Annotated in this window: 20 protein-coding genes; 17 read left to right on the plus strand and 3 right to left on the minus strand. The window is 57.0% G+C overall.

The features are described from left to right. Position 1 precedes the first annotated feature (1 nt). The 14 genes from DFG60_RS02625 (at position 2) to DFG60_RS02690 (ending at position 12,690) form a co-directional block, all read left to right on the plus strand. Entirely contained in the window at positions 2 to 832 is an 831-nt protein-coding gene (locus DFG60_RS02625) for a MetQ/NlpA family ABC transporter substrate-binding protein (RefSeq protein WP_114570183.1), read from the plus strand. A 77-nt stretch (positions 833 to 909) separates the two neighbouring features. Further along, the gene (locus DFG60_RS02630) at positions 910 to 2,136 is read left to right on the plus strand and encodes an MDR family MFS transporter (protein WP_114570184.1); all 1,227 of its coding nucleotides are present in this window, start codon (positions 910 to 912) and stop codon (positions 2,134 to 2,136) included. 158 nt (positions 2,137 to 2,294) lie between these two features. After that, a complete protein-coding gene (gene sufC / locus DFG60_RS02635) occupies positions 2,295 to 3,077 on the plus strand; it encodes a Fe-S cluster assembly ATPase SufC (protein ID WP_114570185.1) in 783 nt (260 codons plus the stop codon). A gap of 18 nt (positions 3,078 to 3,095) precedes the next feature. Beyond that, positions 3,096 to 4,373, plus strand: a complete 1,278-nt coding sequence (gene sufD / locus DFG60_RS02640) for a Fe-S cluster assembly protein SufD (protein WP_114570186.1) — start codon at positions 3,096 to 3,098, stop codon at positions 4,371 to 4,373. Then, on the plus strand, positions 4,373 to 5,596 hold the full coding sequence (locus DFG60_RS02645; RefSeq protein ID WP_114570187.1) for a cysteine desulfurase: 1,224 nt from the start codon (positions 4,373 to 4,375) through the stop codon (positions 5,594 to 5,596). The genes sufD and DFG60_RS02645 overlap by 1 nt, the downstream gene beginning before the upstream one ends. After that, on the plus strand, positions 5,586 to 6,020 hold the full coding sequence (sufU, locus tag DFG60_RS02650; RefSeq protein ID WP_114570188.1) for a Fe-S cluster assembly sulfur transfer protein SufU: 435 nt from the start codon (positions 5,586 to 5,588) through the stop codon (positions 6,018 to 6,020). The genes DFG60_RS02645 and sufU overlap by 11 nt, the downstream gene beginning before the upstream one ends. Before the next feature lie 32 nt (positions 6,021 to 6,052). Next, positions 6,053 to 7,450: a Fe-S cluster assembly protein SufB gene (sufB, locus tag DFG60_RS02655; protein WP_114570189.1), complete on the plus strand. Its 1,398-nt coding sequence runs from the start codon at positions 6,053 to 6,055 to the stop codon at positions 7,448 to 7,450. Positions 7,451 to 7,528: 78 nt separating this feature from the next. Further along, positions 7,529 to 8,098 carry a dihydrofolate reductase family protein gene (locus tag DFG60_RS02660; protein ID WP_114570190.1) on the plus strand — a complete coding sequence of 190 codons (570 nt, stop codon included), beginning with the start codon at positions 7,529 to 7,531 and terminating at the stop codon, positions 8,096 to 8,098. A gap of 67 nt (positions 8,099 to 8,165) precedes the next feature. Then, on the plus strand, positions 8,166 to 8,537 hold the full coding sequence (locus DFG60_RS02665; protein WP_114570191.1) for an iron chaperone: 372 nt from the start codon (positions 8,166 to 8,168) through the stop codon (positions 8,535 to 8,537). An 18-nt stretch (positions 8,538 to 8,555) separates the two neighbouring features. After that, positions 8,556 to 9,398, plus strand: coding sequence for a DUF72 domain-containing protein (locus tag DFG60_RS02670; protein ID WP_114570192.1), 843 nt, complete (start codon positions 8,556 to 8,558; stop codon positions 9,396 to 9,398). A gap of 16 nt (positions 9,399 to 9,414) precedes the next feature. Continuing rightward, complete coding sequence (locus DFG60_RS02675; RefSeq protein WP_114570193.1) at positions 9,415 to 10,731, plus strand: bifunctional metallophosphatase/5'-nucleotidase; 1,317 nt, start codon at positions 9,415 to 9,417, stop codon at positions 10,729 to 10,731. Positions 10,732 to 10,788: 57 nt separating this feature from the next. Further along, complete coding sequence (gene lipA / locus DFG60_RS02680; RefSeq protein WP_114570194.1) at positions 10,789 to 11,688, plus strand: lipoyl synthase; 900 nt, start codon at positions 10,789 to 10,791, stop codon at positions 11,686 to 11,688. Positions 11,689 to 11,786: 98 nt separating this feature from the next. Beyond that, the gene (locus DFG60_RS02685) at positions 11,787 to 12,155 is read left to right on the plus strand and encodes a YutD family protein (RefSeq protein ID WP_114570195.1); all 369 of its coding nucleotides are present in this window, start codon (positions 11,787 to 11,789) and stop codon (positions 12,153 to 12,155) included. Positions 12,156 to 12,240: 85 nt separating this feature from the next. Beyond that, entirely contained in the window at positions 12,241 to 12,690 is a 450-nt protein-coding gene (locus DFG60_RS02690; protein WP_114570196.1) for a general stress protein, read from the plus strand. A gap of 84 nt (positions 12,691 to 12,774) precedes the next feature. Here DFG60_RS02690 and DFG60_RS02695 read toward each other — a convergent pair whose 3' ends face one another. Both DFG60_RS02695 and glpX read right to left on the minus strand, forming a co-directional pair. Beyond that, positions 12,775 to 13,050, minus strand: coding sequence for a DUF3055 domain-containing protein (locus DFG60_RS02695; RefSeq protein WP_114570197.1), 276 nt, complete (start codon positions 13,048 to 13,050; stop codon positions 12,775 to 12,777). A 29-nt stretch (positions 13,051 to 13,079) separates the two neighbouring features. After that, on the minus strand, positions 13,080 to 14,060 hold the full coding sequence (glpX, locus tag DFG60_RS02700; protein WP_114570198.1) for a class II fructose-bisphosphatase: 981 nt from the start codon (positions 14,058 to 14,060) through the stop codon (positions 13,080 to 13,082). 154 nt (positions 14,061 to 14,214) lie between these two features. Between glpX and DFG60_RS02705 the strand changes: the two genes are divergently transcribed. Next, positions 14,215 to 14,658, plus strand: coding sequence for a DUF86 domain-containing protein (locus DFG60_RS02705; RefSeq protein WP_114570199.1), 444 nt, complete (start codon positions 14,215 to 14,217; stop codon positions 14,656 to 14,658). A 5-nt stretch (positions 14,659 to 14,663) separates the two neighbouring features. Further along, complete coding sequence (locus DFG60_RS02710; RefSeq protein ID WP_114570200.1) at positions 14,664 to 15,428, plus strand: TIGR01457 family HAD-type hydrolase; 765 nt, start codon at positions 14,664 to 14,666, stop codon at positions 15,426 to 15,428. Between the two features lie 42 nt (positions 15,429 to 15,470). Here DFG60_RS02710 and DFG60_RS02715 read toward each other — a convergent pair whose 3' ends face one another. Further along, on the minus strand, positions 15,471 to 15,698 hold the full coding sequence (locus tag DFG60_RS02715; RefSeq protein ID WP_114570201.1) for a NifU family protein: 228 nt from the start codon (positions 15,696 to 15,698) through the stop codon (positions 15,471 to 15,473). A 111-nt stretch (positions 15,699 to 15,809) separates the two neighbouring features. On the opposite strand from DFG60_RS02715, the gene DFG60_RS02720 reads away from it, so the two are divergent. After that, complete coding sequence (locus DFG60_RS02720; RefSeq protein WP_114570202.1) at positions 15,810 to 16,106, plus strand: DUF1462 family protein; 297 nt, start codon at positions 15,810 to 15,812, stop codon at positions 16,104 to 16,106. The last annotated feature ends 29 nt before the right edge of the window (positions 16,107 to 16,135 follow it).

Below are 16,135 nucleotides of genomic sequence, written 5' to 3' on the forward strand. Positions count from 1 at the left end.
CATGAAACTTTGGAAGAAATTCGTAGGAACAGCGGCAGTATCCGTCCTCGCAATCAGCCTCGCGGCATGCGGAGGAGAAGAGGAGTCGGCAGGCGACGACAAGACGCTCGTCATCGGTGCGTCGAACGTACCGCACGCTGAGATCCTCGAGCACGTCAAGAAGGAGTACGAAGCGAAGGGCTACAAGCTCGAAATCAAGAAGTTCCAGGATTACGTCCTGCCGAACAAGGCGCTCGCCGACGAAGAGATCGACGCGAACTACTTCCAGCACCAGCCGTACCTCGATTCGCAGATGGCAGAGAACAAGTCATATAAATTCGCGAAAGCAGGCGGCATCCACATCGAGCCGATCGGCGTCTATTCGAAGAAATACAAGTCACTCGCGGAGCTTCCTGAAGGCGCGCAAATCCTGATGAGCTCGTCAGTCGCTGACCACGGCCGCATCTTGACGCTCCTACAAAACGAAGGATTGATCAAGCTCGCGGACGGCAAGACGACGGACGCGCAAGTGAAGGACATCGTTGAGAACCCGAAAAACCTCAAGTTCAAGGCGGACATCGAAGCGTCGCTCTTGCCGCAAGCATACAAGAACGACGAAGGGGACGCGGTCCTCATCAACACGAACTACGCGATCGACAACGGCCTGAACCCGCTTAAGGACGCGATCGCCCTTGAAGACAAGGATTCGCCGTACGTCAACCTGATCGTCACGCGTAAAGGCGACGAGGACGAGAAGAAGGTCAAGGCGCTCGTCGACATCCTCCACGAGAAGAAGAACCAGGACTGGATCCTTGAAGAATACAAAGGTGCAGTCGTACCGGTCAGTGAATAATTAATCCAGGGAAGTAGCGTGTTTCTCCTATATAATGGAGGAATGCGCTACTTTTTTATTTCAAAGGGGGGATACATATGCAGCAATTGCGGACGCTCCACCCGCTCGCGCTCGGCGTGTTGTTCGGAACGTTCTTCTCGCGCCTCGCGACGTTCGTGACGATGCCGTTCTTCGCCATCTATCTGTCGATGGTGCTCAAGTTCGATCCGCTGTCGATCGGCTACATCATGAGCGTATCGGCCATCGCCGGTCTCTTGATGAGCTTCATCGGCGGCACGCTCTCCGACAGATACGGGCGGCGTGCGATGATGCTTGCCGGGACGTTCGGCTACGCGATCGTCTTCTTCGGTCTCGCGCAAGCCTCTACCTTCCTCGGCTTCTTCCTGCTCAGCTTCATGAGCGGGGTCTGCAAGTCGATATTCGAGCCGTCCGCCCGTGCCTTGATGAGCGACACGACGGACGAGGCGAACCGGCTGTTCGTCTTCAACCTGCGCTATACGTTCATCAATATAGCGGCTGCGATCGGTCCGGGGATCGCGCTATTGCTCAGCGCCGGGAAGACGTCCGTGACGTTCTATATCACGGCAGCGGTCTACGCCATCTACGGGGTGATGGTGTTCTGGATGTTCCGGCGCTATCCGTTCGAAGAGACGCACGGGGGCAAGAAGGTGTCGTTCGGGGCGACGATCGCCTTGCTCAAACGGGACACAGCCTTTACGTTCGCGCTCGCAGGCATCATCTTCGGTGTGTTCGGCTACAGCCAGTTCAACTCGACGTTGCCGCAGTTTTTGACGAACACGACGTTGATCGACGGCGGGACGGGGCTGTTCGCCATCCTGATCACAATCAACGCAGTGACCGTTCTCATCGTCCAGTATCCGGTGATGAAGTTCGGTGTCCGGACGTCGCCGCTCGTCTCGATCACGGCCGGCATCGCGACGGTCGCAGTCGGACTGTTCCTGATCGGGAACGCATCAAGCGCACTTTTCATGGTGTTCGCGATGTTCATCTTCACATGCGGGGAAGTGATGATGTTTACGATGACCGACATCCTGACGGACCGTTTCGCGAGCCCCGAGCTCCGCGGAAGTTATTTCGGGGCGATGGGCTTGACAGCGATCGGTCAATCTGTCGGGCCGATCGTCGGCGGCCAGTTGCTCGCGAGCTACGGTGCAGGCGCACCGCTCCCGGTCTTCGGATTCCTTGCTCTCATCACACTCCTCGGCATTCCGCTGCTGCTGTTGTCACAGAAGGTCCACCGCAAGACGGAGTCGGAAGCGGAAGAAAAAGTCGTCAACTTGTGACCTCCTATTCTCAAAATGGGAGGTTTTTTTGAGAAAAAAGCATAAGCGATGTCGCTTGAATAATGTGGTATGATTCTTTAAGATTAGAATGATACTAAATTAGTAACGCTCATGACCTGATTCGTCAGGCATGAAATGAATAGATGGAGGGATTCCAAATGACGGCTTCACACTTGAAGATTGAAGATCTGCACGTTGCCATCGAAGGCAAAGAAATCTTGAAAGGCGTAAACCTTGAAATCAAAGGCGGCGAAATCCACGCGGTCATGGGACCAAACGGGACTGGTAAGTCGACACTTGCTTCGGCACTGATGGGTCATCCGACATACGAAGTGACTTCGGGGAAAGTCACGATCAACGGAGAAGACGTCCTCGACATGGAAGTCGACGAGCGCGCACAAGCAGGTATGTTCCTCGCGATGCAGTACCCGAGCGAAATCAGCGGTGTGACGAACGCGGACTTCCTGCGTTCAGCGATCAACTCGCGCCGCGAAGAGGGAGACGAGATCTCACTCATGAAATTCATCCGTGAACTCGACTCGCAAATGAACTTCCTCGAGATGCCGGGCGAGATGGCGCACCGTTACCTCAACGAAGGATTCTCTGGCGGAGAGAAGAAACGTAACGAGATCCTCCAGATGATGATGCTCAAGCCATCGATCGCGATCCTTGACGAGATCGACTCAGGTCTCGACATCGATGCGTTGAAAGTCGTAGCAAAAGGTGTGAATGACATGCGTTCGCCTGAATTCGGCTGCCTGATCATCACACACTATCAGCGCCTCCTCAACTATATCGAGCCGGACTTCGTCCACATCATGATGAACGGTAAGATCGTTCTCTCTGGTGGTAAAGAGCTCGCACACCGCCTCGAGGCGGAAGGATACGAATGGGTCAAGACTGAGCTTGGCATCGAAACGGAAGAACCGACAGAAGCGTAATCAGAGGGAGGAAGCATGATGACTGTAGAACTGAATCTTGCAGTAAATCGCGATGCAGTGGCAGAACGTGCGACTCGCCTCGGGGAGCCAGCATGGATGATCACGAAGCGTCAGGACGCGCTTGATCTCGCCCCGACGCTCGCGTTGCCAAAAGTAGAAAAAATCAAAATCGACGGATGGAACTTCACGGAAGGCTCGACTGAGCTCGAGAACGTGACGGGCCTGACTGCTGATATCGAAACACTCGTCGGTGAGAACCGCGACCACCTGCTCGTTACGCGCAATGGACAAGTCGTCCACGCGCAAAACAGCGAGGCGGCGAACGGTGTCATCTTCACGACTCTCGAGGACGCGCTCAAGAACCACGCGGATCTCGTCGAGAAGTACTTCATGACGGAAGGCATCCAGGTGAACGAGGACCGCCTCGCCGCACTGAACGCCGCACTCATGAACGGCGGTACGTTCCTGTATGTGCCGAAAGGCTTGAAGCTGACGGTGCCGATGCAGGCAATCTATACGCTCGAGCAGGAGCACGGCGCACTCTATCACCACGGCATCATCGTCGCCGACAAGGACAGCGAACTGACGTACATCGAGAACTTCGTCTCTTACGGCGATGCTCCGCACAACGTCAACGTCGTCACGGAAGTGTTCGTCGAAGACAACGCGAAGGTCCTCTTCGGCGGCGTCGATACGCTCGCTAAAGGTGCGGTCACGTACATGAACCGCCGCGGCGTCGTCAAGCAGGGCGGCAAGCTCGAATGGGCGCTCGGCCACATGAACGACGGTCACACGGTCACGGACACGAAGACACACCTCGTCGGGAACGATGCGTTCTCGGACACGAAGGCAGTCACGGTCGGACGCGGCGACCAGAAGCAGAACTTCAACGTCCGCACGGACCACTTCGGCAAGGGGACGGAAGGCTTCATCCTCATCCATGGTGTCATGAAGGATTCGGCGACATCGATCTTCAACGGGACGTCGATGATCCACCACGGCGCTTCGAAATCGAACGGTGTCCAGACGGAACGCGTCCTGATGCTGTCGGAGAAGGCACGCGGCGACGCGAACCCGATCCTCTTGATCGATGAGGACGACGTCATGGCAGGCCACGCAGCATCTGTCGGCCGTGTCGATGAGCTTCAGCTCTATTACTTGATGAGCCGCGGTCTCTCGCGCAAGGAAGCGGAACGACTCGTCGTCCATGGCTTCCTGCAGCCAGTCGTCTCTGAGCTCGCGATCGACTCAGTGAAGGAACGCCTCATTCAGGTCATCGAAGGGAAAGTTAAGTAATGAAAATCGATGCATCCATCCGGGATCAGTTTCCGATCCTCGACCAGACGGTCAACGACCGGAAACTCGTCTATCTAGATAGTGCAGCTTCTTCGCAAAAGCCGCTCGTCGTCATCGAGGCGATCGAGAACTACTATAAGACGACTCACTCGAACGTGCACCGCGGCGTCCATACGCTCGGCACACGTGCGACGGATGCGTATGAAGGCGCGCGCGAGAACGTCCGACGTTTCATCAACGCGCAGCACCAGGAAGAAATCGTGTTCACCCGCGGAACGACGACGGCGATCAACATCGTCGCGCAGAGCTACGGGATGGAACACGTCGGGGAGGGCGACGAAATCGTCGTCACGTACCTCGAACACCACGCGAACCTGATTCCGTGGCAGCAAGTCGCGAAGCGGAAGAAGGCGAAGCTCAAGTACGTCGAGCTGACTCCGGACGGCCGCGTCACGATGGAAGCTGTCCGCGCCCAGGTGACGGACCGGACGAAAGTCGTCGCGATGGCGCACGTCTCGAACGTCCTTGGCACGATCAACCCGGTCGCTGACGTCGCGACTCTCGTGCACAGCGTCGGAGCAGTGCTCGTCGTCGACGCGGCGCAGAGTGCGCCGCACCAGAAGATCGACGTGCAGGCGATCGATTGCGACTTCCTCGCCTTCTCGGCCCACAAGATGTGTGGTCCGACGGGCATCGGGGTACTGTATGGCAAGAAGGCGCTCCTGAACGCGATGGAACCTGTCGAGTTCGGAGGCGAGATGATCGACTACGTCGGTCTCGAGGACTCAACGTTCAAACCTTCACCGTACCGCTTCGAAGCAGGGACGCCGATCATCGCAGGAGCGGTCGGCCTGTCCGCTGCGATCGACTTCCTCGAGTCGATCGGTCTCGAGAACATCGAGGCACACGAGCGGGCACTCGCCCGCTACGCGATGGATCAGATGCGCGATATCGAGGGGCTGACGATCTACGGACCGGAGGAACGCGTCGGTCTCGTCACGTTCAACCTCGGCGACGTCCACGCGCACGACGTGGCGACGGTCCTCGATATGCAGGGCATCGCCGTCCGCGCCGGACATCACTGCGCCCAGCCGCTCATGCGCTGGCTCGGGGCAAGCTCGACGGCACGCGCGAGCTTCTACCTCTACAACACGACGGAGGAAGTCGACGCGCTCGTCACAGGTCTTCGCCAAACGAAGGAGTATTTCAGTCATGGATTTTAACAATCTCGATCTCTTGTACCGACAAGTGATCATGGACCACTATAAAAACCCCCGCAACCGCGGGGCGATCGAAGGCGGCGTCACGATCGACATGAACAACCCGACGTGCGGGGACACGATTCGTCTCCAGCTCGCGATCGAGGACGATATCGTCAAGGACGCGAAGTTCGACGGGGAAGGCTGTTCGATCAGCATGGCATCCGCCTCGATGATGACGCAGCTCGTCAAAGGGAAGACGGTCGAAGAAGCGCTCAAGCTCGCCGACATCTTCTCTTCGATGGTGCAGGGCAAGGACTATGACGACGAGACGTTCGATCTCGGAGACATGGAAGCACTGTCCGGCGTCACGAAATTCCCAGCCCGCATCAAGTGTGCGACGCTCGCATGGAAGGCGCTCGAACGCGGCGTCGAAGAAGGCGAGTGACTTCGGTCAGCAAGCTAGAGGAGGAAAACAATATGGCTAAGAACATGCCGGAAATCGGCGATTATAAATATGGCTTCCACGACCGTGACGTTTCGATCTTCCGCTCAGGACGCGGACTCACGCGTGAAGTCGTCGAGACGATCTCGAAAATGAAGGAAGAGCCGAAATGGATGCTCGACTTCCGCCTGAAGTCGCTTGATATCTTCAACAATCAAGCGATGCCGGCGTGGGGGGGAGACCTCTCGGAACTCAAGTTCGACGACATCACGTACTACGTCAAGCCGTCTGAACGTGCCGAGAAATCATGGGACGAGGTGCCTGAAGAAATCAAGCGCACGTTCGACAAGCTCGGTATCCCGGAAGCAGAACAGAAGTATCTCGCAGGTGTCTCGGCTCAGTACGAGTCAGAGGTCGTCTACCACAACATGAAGGAAGACCTCGAGGCGCAAGGCATCGTGTTCAAGGACACGGATTCAGCGCTCAAGGAGAACGAAGACCTCTTCAAGGAGTACTTCGGCAAGCTGATCCCGCCGACGGACAACAAGTTCGCTGCGCTCAATACGGCCGTCTGGTCAGGCGGATCGTTCATCTACGTCCCGAAAGGCATCAAGATGGATACACCGCTTCAAGCCTACTTCCGCATCAACTCGGAGAACATGGGTCAGTTCGAGCGGACGCTCATCATCGTCGACGAGGACGCTTCAGTCCACTACGTCGAAGGATGTACGGCACCGGTCTACACGACGAACTCGCTCCACTCGGCTGTCGTCGAGATTTTCATCAACAAGAACGCCTACTGCCGTTACACGACGATCCAGAACTGGGCGAACAACGTCTACAACCTCGTCACGAAGCGTGCGATCTGTGAAGCTGGCGCGACGATGGAATGGGTCGACGGGAACATCGGCTCGAAGCTGACGATGAAATATCCTGCGGTCATCCTCAAAGGCGAAGGTTCGCGCGGCATGACACTGTCGATCGCGATCGCCGGTAAAGGCCAGCATCAGGACGCGGGCGCGAAGATGATCCACCTCGCACCGAACACGTCGTCGACGATCGTCTCGAAGTCGATCTCGAAGCATGGCGGGAAAGTCACGTACCGCGGAATCGTCCACTTCGGACGCAAAGCGACGGGTGCCCGCTCGAACATCGAGTGCGACACGCTCATCATGGACAACCAGTCGACGTCGGATACGATCCCGTACAACGAGATCCTAAACGACAACATCTCGCTCGAGCATGAAGCGAAAGTCTCGAAGGTATCGGAAGAGCAACTCTTCTACCTGATGAGCCGCGGCATCTCGCAAGAGGAAGCGACTGAAATGATCGTCATGGGCTTCATCGAGCCGTTCACGAAGGAACTGCCGATGGAGTACGCGGTCGAGATGAACCGTCTCATCAAGTTCGAGATGGAAGGTTCGATCGGATAATATGGCTACCCCTGTCACGCATCGTGGCAGGGGTTTCTTTGCAGCTGTGTCAGTCCTTCTAGAAAAGGAGTGGGGACAATGCGAAAGATCATCTTTTCGATGCAGATGTCGCTTGACGGGTACATCGAGGACGCGAACGGTTCGATCAGCTTCACCAATCCGGACGACGAATTGCACAGCTACTTCAACGACCGCGAGCGGGAGAACGACACGCACATCTACGGACGTCGGCTGTATGAGACGATGAACGACTTCTGGCCGACGGCGGAACAGAATCCGGACGCCGGCCGCGTGACGGTCGAATACGCACTGCTCTGGAACGCGCTCGATAAGATCGTCTTCTCGCGGACGCTGACACATGTAGAAGGACGTGCCCGGCTCGCCCGTGACATCGAGAGCGAGGTCCGGGAGTTGAAAAGCAAGCCGGGTAAGAACATCTCGCTCGGCGGGGCGGAGCTCGCCCGTGAGTTCATCGAACGCGACCTGGTCGACGAATACCACGTCGTCATCTATCCGATCCTGCTCGGAGCAGGAAAGCGGATGTTCGGGGAGTTCGCGGAGAAACTCGACCTCGTTTTGATTGAGACCCGAACCTTTGCGAGCGGTGCCGTCTTACTCAAGTACGCACGTCATTCGGACACCAAATGAGCTGCGGTTTGGTATGATGGAGAGTAGCAGGATGCGTCGAAGCGTCCGAAAAAGGGAGGCGTCTCTAGTGGAAGTATTCAAGGAGTTTCTCGATAAAATCGATCATCCGGATCACCGGCTGCGAACGGAAGAGGTGCTCGGCTGGGTAGCGAGTGAATTTCCGGAGCTCGCGCCGCGTCTCGCCTGGAACCAGCCGATGTTCACCGACCACGGCACGTTCATCATCGGCTTCAGCACGTCGCAGAAGCATCTCGCCGTCGCGCCGGAGCGGGCAGGGATCGTCCGCTTCTCAGATGAAATCATCAAAGCCGGATACGAGCACAGCAAGATGCTCGTCCGCCTGCCTTGGGAAAAACCGGTCGATTATGACTTGCTTCGTAAGATGATCGAGTATAACCGGACGGAGAAGGCCGAGTGTACGACATTCTGGCGGAAATGATTTGGAGGAGGGGTTCAGATGATCTATGTCGGAGTGACGGGATGGGGCGACCATGATTCGCTCTATCCGACGCCGCAGGACCGGAAGGAGAAGCTGAAGGCGTATGCCGGACACTTCCCGGCCGTCGAGGTCGACTCGACGTTCTACGCCATCCAGCCGGAGCGCAACTACCATAAATGGGTGTCGGAGACGCCGGACGCGTTCCGCTTCATCGTCAAGGTCCACCGGGCGATGAGCGGGCACGACCGGGAACATAAGGATCCGCTCGGCCCGATCTTCGAGGAGTACATCCGGTCGATCCAGCCGATGGTCGAGAGCGGGAAGCTTGCCGCGATCCTCGTCCAGCTGCCGCCCTGGTTCGACGTCAGCAAGAAACACATCGAATACTTGCGGACGATCCGTCTGTCGCTCGCGAACCTGCCCGTCGCGATCGAGTTCCGCAATCCATCCTGGTACTCGGCAGGCTACCGGGAGCGGACGCTGAACTTCCTGAAGGAGCAGAGTTTCATCCATACGATCTGCGACGAGCCGCAGACCGGGGACGGGTCCGTCCCGTTCGATCCGGTCGTCACGCACGAGACGGCCTTCGTCCGGCTGCACGGTCGGAACAAGGAAGGCTGGCTGAAGAAGCCGGGTCAGAGCTCGGACGCCTGGCGCAAGGTCCGCTGCCTCTACCGCTACTCGGAAGAGGAACTGCAGGAGCTCGCCCGCTCCATTCGAACACTTGCCGAAGAGGCGAAAGACGTGTATGTTTTCTTTAACAACAACTCTGCCGGAGATGCGGCGCCGAACGCGAAGCGACTGATCGAGATCCTCGGTCTGAACTATGAGCTCGCGCCTCGCCAAATCTCCCTGTTTTAACGAAAGGAGCGATCTAGTGAAGCTGCATGTGATCCATTACAACGACCTGCATTCGAACTTCGACATGTGGCCTCGCTACCTGTCGTTCGTCAAGCAACACCGGACATACGAGACGCTCGTCTTCGACCTCGGAGACCACGCGGACCGGGCCCATCCGGCGACGGAGGCGACGCGGGGGCAGATCAACACCGGCCTGCTGAACCAGCTCGCCCCGACGGCCGTGACGATCGGCAACAATGAAGGCATCACCTTCCCGCATGACTGGCTCAGCGCGCTCTACGCGGACGCGGATTTCCCGGTCCTCGTCTCGAACCTCGACGCACCGTTCGCACGTGACGGGATGATCGTCGAGACGGCGGAAGGACGCGTCGGCCTGTTCGGCCTGACGGCGCCGTACGAGCAGTTGTACAGCCTGCTCGACTGGGAAATCGAGGATCCGTTCGCAGCTGCCCGGCGCGAAGTCGAGGACCTGCGCGGACAGGTCGACGTCCTGATCTGCCTCAGTCATCTCGGATACTATCAGGACGAGGAACTCGCAGACCGTTTCCCGGAGCTCGATTTGATCGTCGGGGCACACACCCATCACGTCCTTGACGACGGTGTCGTCCGCAACGGCGTCTTGATCGCACAAGCTGGGAAGCACGGGCAATATGCCGGTGAAATCTACATCAACACGGACACAGGGGAGAAGCATGCGCTCCTGCATCCGCTGCGTGCCTATGAGCCGGACGATGAGACACTTTCGTTTCTCGAACGGGAAGTGCACTCGGCAGAACGTGATATGAAGGAATCCATTGGTAGGACATCAGGTCTAGCGAATGACTGGTTCTCGAGCTCACCGTTCACACAGCTCCTTACGGATGTCATGCAACAGTGGTGCGAAGCAGACATCGCTTGCGCACCGGCGGGCATCCTGCTCGGCTCCTTGCCGCCAGGAGACGTCACGCGACATGACCTGCACCGTCTCTGTCCCCATCCGATCAATCCATGCAAGCTGACGCTCAGCGGCACGGAACTGATTCAACTGATCGACCGGTTCGAAGCGAATGATTTCAGGCAGCTCAAGGTGCGTGGTCTCGGCTTCCGCGGGAAACTGATGGGAAAGATGCACTATGCAGGTATGACCGTCGATCGAGACATCCGGATTGCCGGAAAATCGATCGATCCATTAGGCACCTATACGCTCGCGACGCTCGACATGTTCACGTTCGGACCGATTTTCCCGGAACTGAAGGACGTGCCGAAGGAGTATTTCCTGCCCGAGCTGTTGCGCGACCTGTTGGCGCAGGAATTGACAGAAAAGAGCAAAAAAGTCCGAATCGACGCAACATGACCGTTCAGGTTTGGTATACTTGAACGGAAAAAGTGAATGGCATAGGGGGATGACTAAATGGGACGCGGGGAGATTCAACGCAAACCGGAATGGTTAAAAATCAAGCTAAACACGAACGATACGTACACAGGCCTGAAGAACATGATGCGGGAGAAGAAGCTGCATACGGTATGTGAGGAAGCGAAATGTCCGAACATCCACGAGTGCTGGGCGGTACGCCGGACGGCGACGTTCATGATCCTCGGCAGCATTTGCACACGCGCCTGCCGTTTCTGCGCCGTGACGACGGGACGTCCGAACGAGCTCGACCTCGAAGAGCCGCAACGCGTCGCGGAATCGGTCCGATTGATGAACTTGAAGCATGCGGTCATCACGGCCGTCGCGCGCGACGACCTGAATGACTTCGGGGCAGGCGTCTACGCCGAGACGGTCCGTGCCGTACGCCGGATGAATCCGGAGACGTCGATCGAGGTCCTGCCGTCCGACATGGGCGGGAACTTCGAGGCGCTCAAGACGCTGATCGACGCAGAACCTGACATCATGAACCACAACATCGAGACGGTCCGCCGCCTGACGCCGACTGTCCGGGCGAAGGCGACGTACGACCGCACGCTCGAGTTCCTGAAGCGTTCGAAGGAGCTCAATCCGAACATCCCGACGAAGTCGAGCCTGATGGTCGGCCTCGGCGAGACGTGGGAGGAAATCCTTGAGACGATGGACGACCTGCGTGCGCACGACGTCGACATCATGACGATCGGCCAGTACCTGCAGCCGACGAAGAAGCACCTCGACGTCATCAAGTACTACCATCCGAAGGAGTTCGCCGAGCTGAAGGAGATCGCGCTCTCGAAAGGCTTCTCGCACTGCGAAGCCGGTCCGCTCGTGCGTTCGTCCTATCACGCTGACGAACAGGTCCGTTCCGCGAAGCAGAACAAGACGGCATTGCCGATCGACTGAACGGTCTAAACAGCTCTTCCGGCTTACGGAGGGGCTGTTTTGTTGAGGTGCAGAAAGCCGGGAATATGCTATTATATAAGAAGCAGGAGGTGGGAATAATGATTCAAGTCAATCAGGAACGATATGAGGTCGTCGAGGAGAAGCGCGAAGGATTCAACGAGGAAGCCTTCATCGGCCGTTTCAGCGACGTCCTCGAGAAATATGACTACATCCTCGGTGACTGGGGACACGGGCAACTGCGGTTGCGCGGTTTCTATGAGGATGATCATGAGAAGGCGACATACGAGACGAAGATTTCGCATGCCGCGGATTATCTCTATGAGTACTGCAATTTCGGTTGCGCCTACTTCATCGTCAAGCGGGTTGAGCCCGCGGAAGGGGAAGAAGCACCACCTCGCTTCGACGGCTCCTCCGCCAATACGCTGAAGCTGAAGCGGAAGTTTTCCGCCAAACAAGAAGAAGAATGACCATGGGTCGTGAAAAATAGCCGTTTTCCTTTCGGGGAAAACGGCTATTACTATACTATCACGCAAACTATAGGGGGACATGGACATGAGAATCGTTGGCATCTATAAGACCGTACCGGAAGTAGTAAGCGCAGTATATGATCTGCGCGTAGCAGGCGTCATCCCGACTGACCTGAAAGTCGTCGCGAAGGACGAGTACGACCTCGAGCGGATCGAGGAGATGGCGGACCTCGATAACCAGCAGACGGCAACGAAGCTGTCAGTCCAGGATCACCGCAACCTCTGGGATGAGATCAAAGGCATCTTCAAGAAGGATGAGCATGTCGCTTCGCATCATGAGTATCTGGAGGCGAACGGCTTGTCGAAGGAAGACATCCATCGCGTCAATACAGCCGTCAAGCACGGTGAGTTCGCGCTCCTCGTTCGCGACGACGCGGATGAGCACGCGAACCGCAAAGCGCATGACGAGTCGGACAACACGAACGTCTTCAGTGGTCCGAACACGCTCAACGAACGTAACGACCGGTTGATTTAATGAAGGCTGGGACCTTGCCCTCGGGTGAGGTCTTTTTTCGTGGGGACGAAAAAGTGCCCGCCTCAAAGGGCGAGCACTTTCGATTCATAATCCGATATATTCCTTCAAGTATCCTTCGAGCTCGTCTGCCGCGTCCGTCTCGAGGTCGAACGCCTGGGCGATGTAGCTCGGTTCGTCGAAGTCGTCAGCACCGATGATGGCGAAGCGGTTCGACAGCAGGTTCAAGACGAGGATCTTTCCGAAGAAATGTTCGGAATGGGTGATCGCAAGGTCGAACCGGCTCGATTCCCCGATCCAGCTGACGAAGCGTGTCTTCGTCTGTTCGACATCGTCATAGAGATAATCCCGTTCTGTGTACATGGCGCAACTCCCTTTCCTCTAAGGATAGATTAAAGGGTTTGCGGCACCTTTTGCAAGTAAGGCTTGCGTGAGAGGCTGTGCTCCGCGATGACCTTGCGGATCGTCCGTGTCTTCGAGCGCATGACGAGCGATGTCGTCTCGACGATGTCGTCCGTCAGGAAACGGACGCCGTCGAGCATCTCACCCGTCGTGACACCTGTCGCTGCGAAGATGCAGTCGTCGCTCTTGATGAGGTCGTCGAGCGTCAGCAACTGATACGGATCAGCGAGGCCCATCCGGATGACGCGTGCCTCTTCCTCGTCGTTCATCGGATGGAGACGGGCCTGCATGTCGCCGCCCATCGCCTTGACGGCCGCTGCCGTGATGACGCCTTCAGGGGCACCGCCAGTGCCGATGAAGATGTCGATGCCGGTCGCCGGCGAGAGCGGAGCGATTCCTGCCGAGACGTCTCCGTCCTCGAACAGGCGGACGCGGGCGCCCATCCGCATCGCTGCCTCGCGGAAGTGATCGTGGCGCGGGCGGTCCTGCATGATGACCGTGACTTCCTCGATGCGTTTGTTGTTGTACTTCGCGGCCTTCTCGATCAGCGTCTCGAGTGAATCGTCGAGCGATACCTTGCCTTTCAAGTTCGGACCGACCGTCAATTTATCCATATACATATCCGGTGCGTGGAGGAGAGCGCCTTTGTCCGCGACGGCGATGACGACCATCGCGTTGCCGAGACCTTTCGCGACGATGTTCGTCCCTTCGAGCGGATCGACCGCGATATCGACGACTGGACCGTTCGACGTGCCGACTTTTTCGCCGATGAAGAGCATCGGTGCCTCGTCGAGCTCACCTTCGCCGATGACGACCGTACCGCTCATGTTGACCGTGTTGAGGACTTCGCGCATCGCAGTCGTCGCTGCGTCATCCGCCTCGTTCTTCTTGCCCCGACCGATCCATTTCGCTGAAGCGAGCGCTGCCGCTTCCGTTGCCCGTACGATTTCCAGTGCCAATTCGCGTTCCATACTCTATTACCTCCAAGTCACGATATGTGACATACTATTTTAGTCAAAAACACTACGATGAGGATAACACATTTGAAATTAGGACGCAAACCAGCAATATCCTTTCATCAGTCCGGTGAGAGCGCTAAAATAGAAGACGTGAGGGGGAATCACTATGTATTTTGTAGACCGTGAAAAAATAGAGCAGGCATTGAAATGTTACGAAGCGGGATGGGCGAAGCGTGCTGTCTTGTCGGGGGACGAGACGACGCGTGACCTCGCCGTCGAGCGAATCGGGTTTTTGTTGATCGAGAGCGTCATCGACGTCGGCAACAGCGTCATCGACGGATTCATCATGCGTGATCCGGGCAGTTACGAGGACATCATCGAGATCCTCGAGGACGAGAAGGTCGTCGACGGACCGCTCGCAGAGAGCCTGAAGCGGCTCGTCGCCCTGCGGACGCTGATCGTCCGGTCGTTCGTCGAGGCGAGTGCCGGACGCGTTGACACAGTGCTTGATATGAACGAACAGCAGCTGAAGCGATTCCCGCAGGAAATCCGGCGTTATCTCGAGACAGAACTCGGGCCGGTCTCAGCGTTCTTGCCAATTGAGGAGTGAATAGGATGAAAGCAAAAGGTTATTTGTTTGATTTAGACGGTACGATGTATCACGGTGTTCAGCCGATTGCAGAGGCGGTCGCATTCGTCAACCAGCTGCAGGAAGAGAAGATCCCGTACCTGTTCGTCACGAACAACGCGTCTATGACGCCGGAAGCGGTCGCTTTGCGTCTGCAGGAGATGGGTGTTCATTGCACGGCTGAGAACATCCTGACGAGTGCGATGGCGACGGCGCGTTATATCCGCGAGATGGATCCGGGTGCTGACGTCTACATGATCGGTGAGGAAGGTTTGCGTCTCGCACTCGAAGACGAAGGATTGTCTGTCGTCGACGGCGAGCAGGCGGATTACGTCGTCATCGGGCTCGACCGGCAGATCACATATGAGAAACTCGCGAAAGGGGCGCTCGCCATCCGGAACGGCGCCCGCTTCCTCTCGACGAACGGCGACATCGCCATCCCGACGGAGCGCGGACTGCTCCCGGGGAACGGGGCGCTGACGTCGGTCCTGCGCGTGACGACCGAGAAGGAGCCGTTCTTCATCGGCAAGCCGGAACCGGTCATGGTCGACATCGCAGCCGAGATGATCGGACTCGATAAAGAGGACCTCATCATGGTCGGTGACAACTACCATACGGACATCCTGTTCGGGATTGACGGCGGCATCCGGACGCTTCACGTCAACTCGGGCGTCCACGGACCGTCGTTCGTCCGGGAACAGGAGAAGCAGCCGACCTATATGGTCGAGTCGCTCGCCGAGTGGACACTATAAGGCAAAAAAAGAGGACCGAGCGATTCGCTCGGTCCTTGTGTATTAGAAGACTTGTTCGACTTCGACGACGCCTGCTACTTCTTCAAGCAGCGCGCGCTCGATGCCGGCCTTCAATGTGATCGTTGAACTTGGGCAGCTGCCGCAAGCACCCATCAAACGGAGTTTGACGATACCATCTTCAACATCTACGAGTTCAACGTCTCCTCCGTCGCGGAGAAGGAACGGACGCAATTTGTCGAGTACTTCATTGACTTGATCGAACATTTCCATGCGTATGCACTTCCTTTCTTGATAGTTTCATTGTATCAGGGTTGAAAAATGTTCTCAATCGGGAAAACTTAGTATACTGAAAGGTGAAGGAAAAGAAGAGGGGGAACGGGGATGGAAATGAGAGTCTACGGGGCACAGGCGACGTGTCCGAGTTGTGTCGGGGCACCGAGTTCGGAAGAGACCTACAGTTGGCTGAAGGCCGTCATCGAGCGGAAGTACGAGGTGCCGGTGACGTTCCGGTATATCGATTTCGAGAAGGATGAGCGCGACGCCTTCGTCGAGGCGCTCGAGGCGGACGAATATTTCTATCCGCTCGTCGTCCTGGACGGCGAAGTGATTGATGAGGGGTACGTCCGCTTGAAGAAAATCACGGACGCGATCGACGCGAAGCTCGGGCAGACTTCCTGAAATACGAGCGTAAGGCCCGTTCCCGGCAT

It is taken from the genome of Exiguobacterium flavidum (assembly GCF_003344535.1).
GTDB lineage: Bacteria > Bacillota > Bacilli > Exiguobacteriales > Exiguobacteriaceae > Exiguobacterium_A > Exiguobacterium_A flavidum.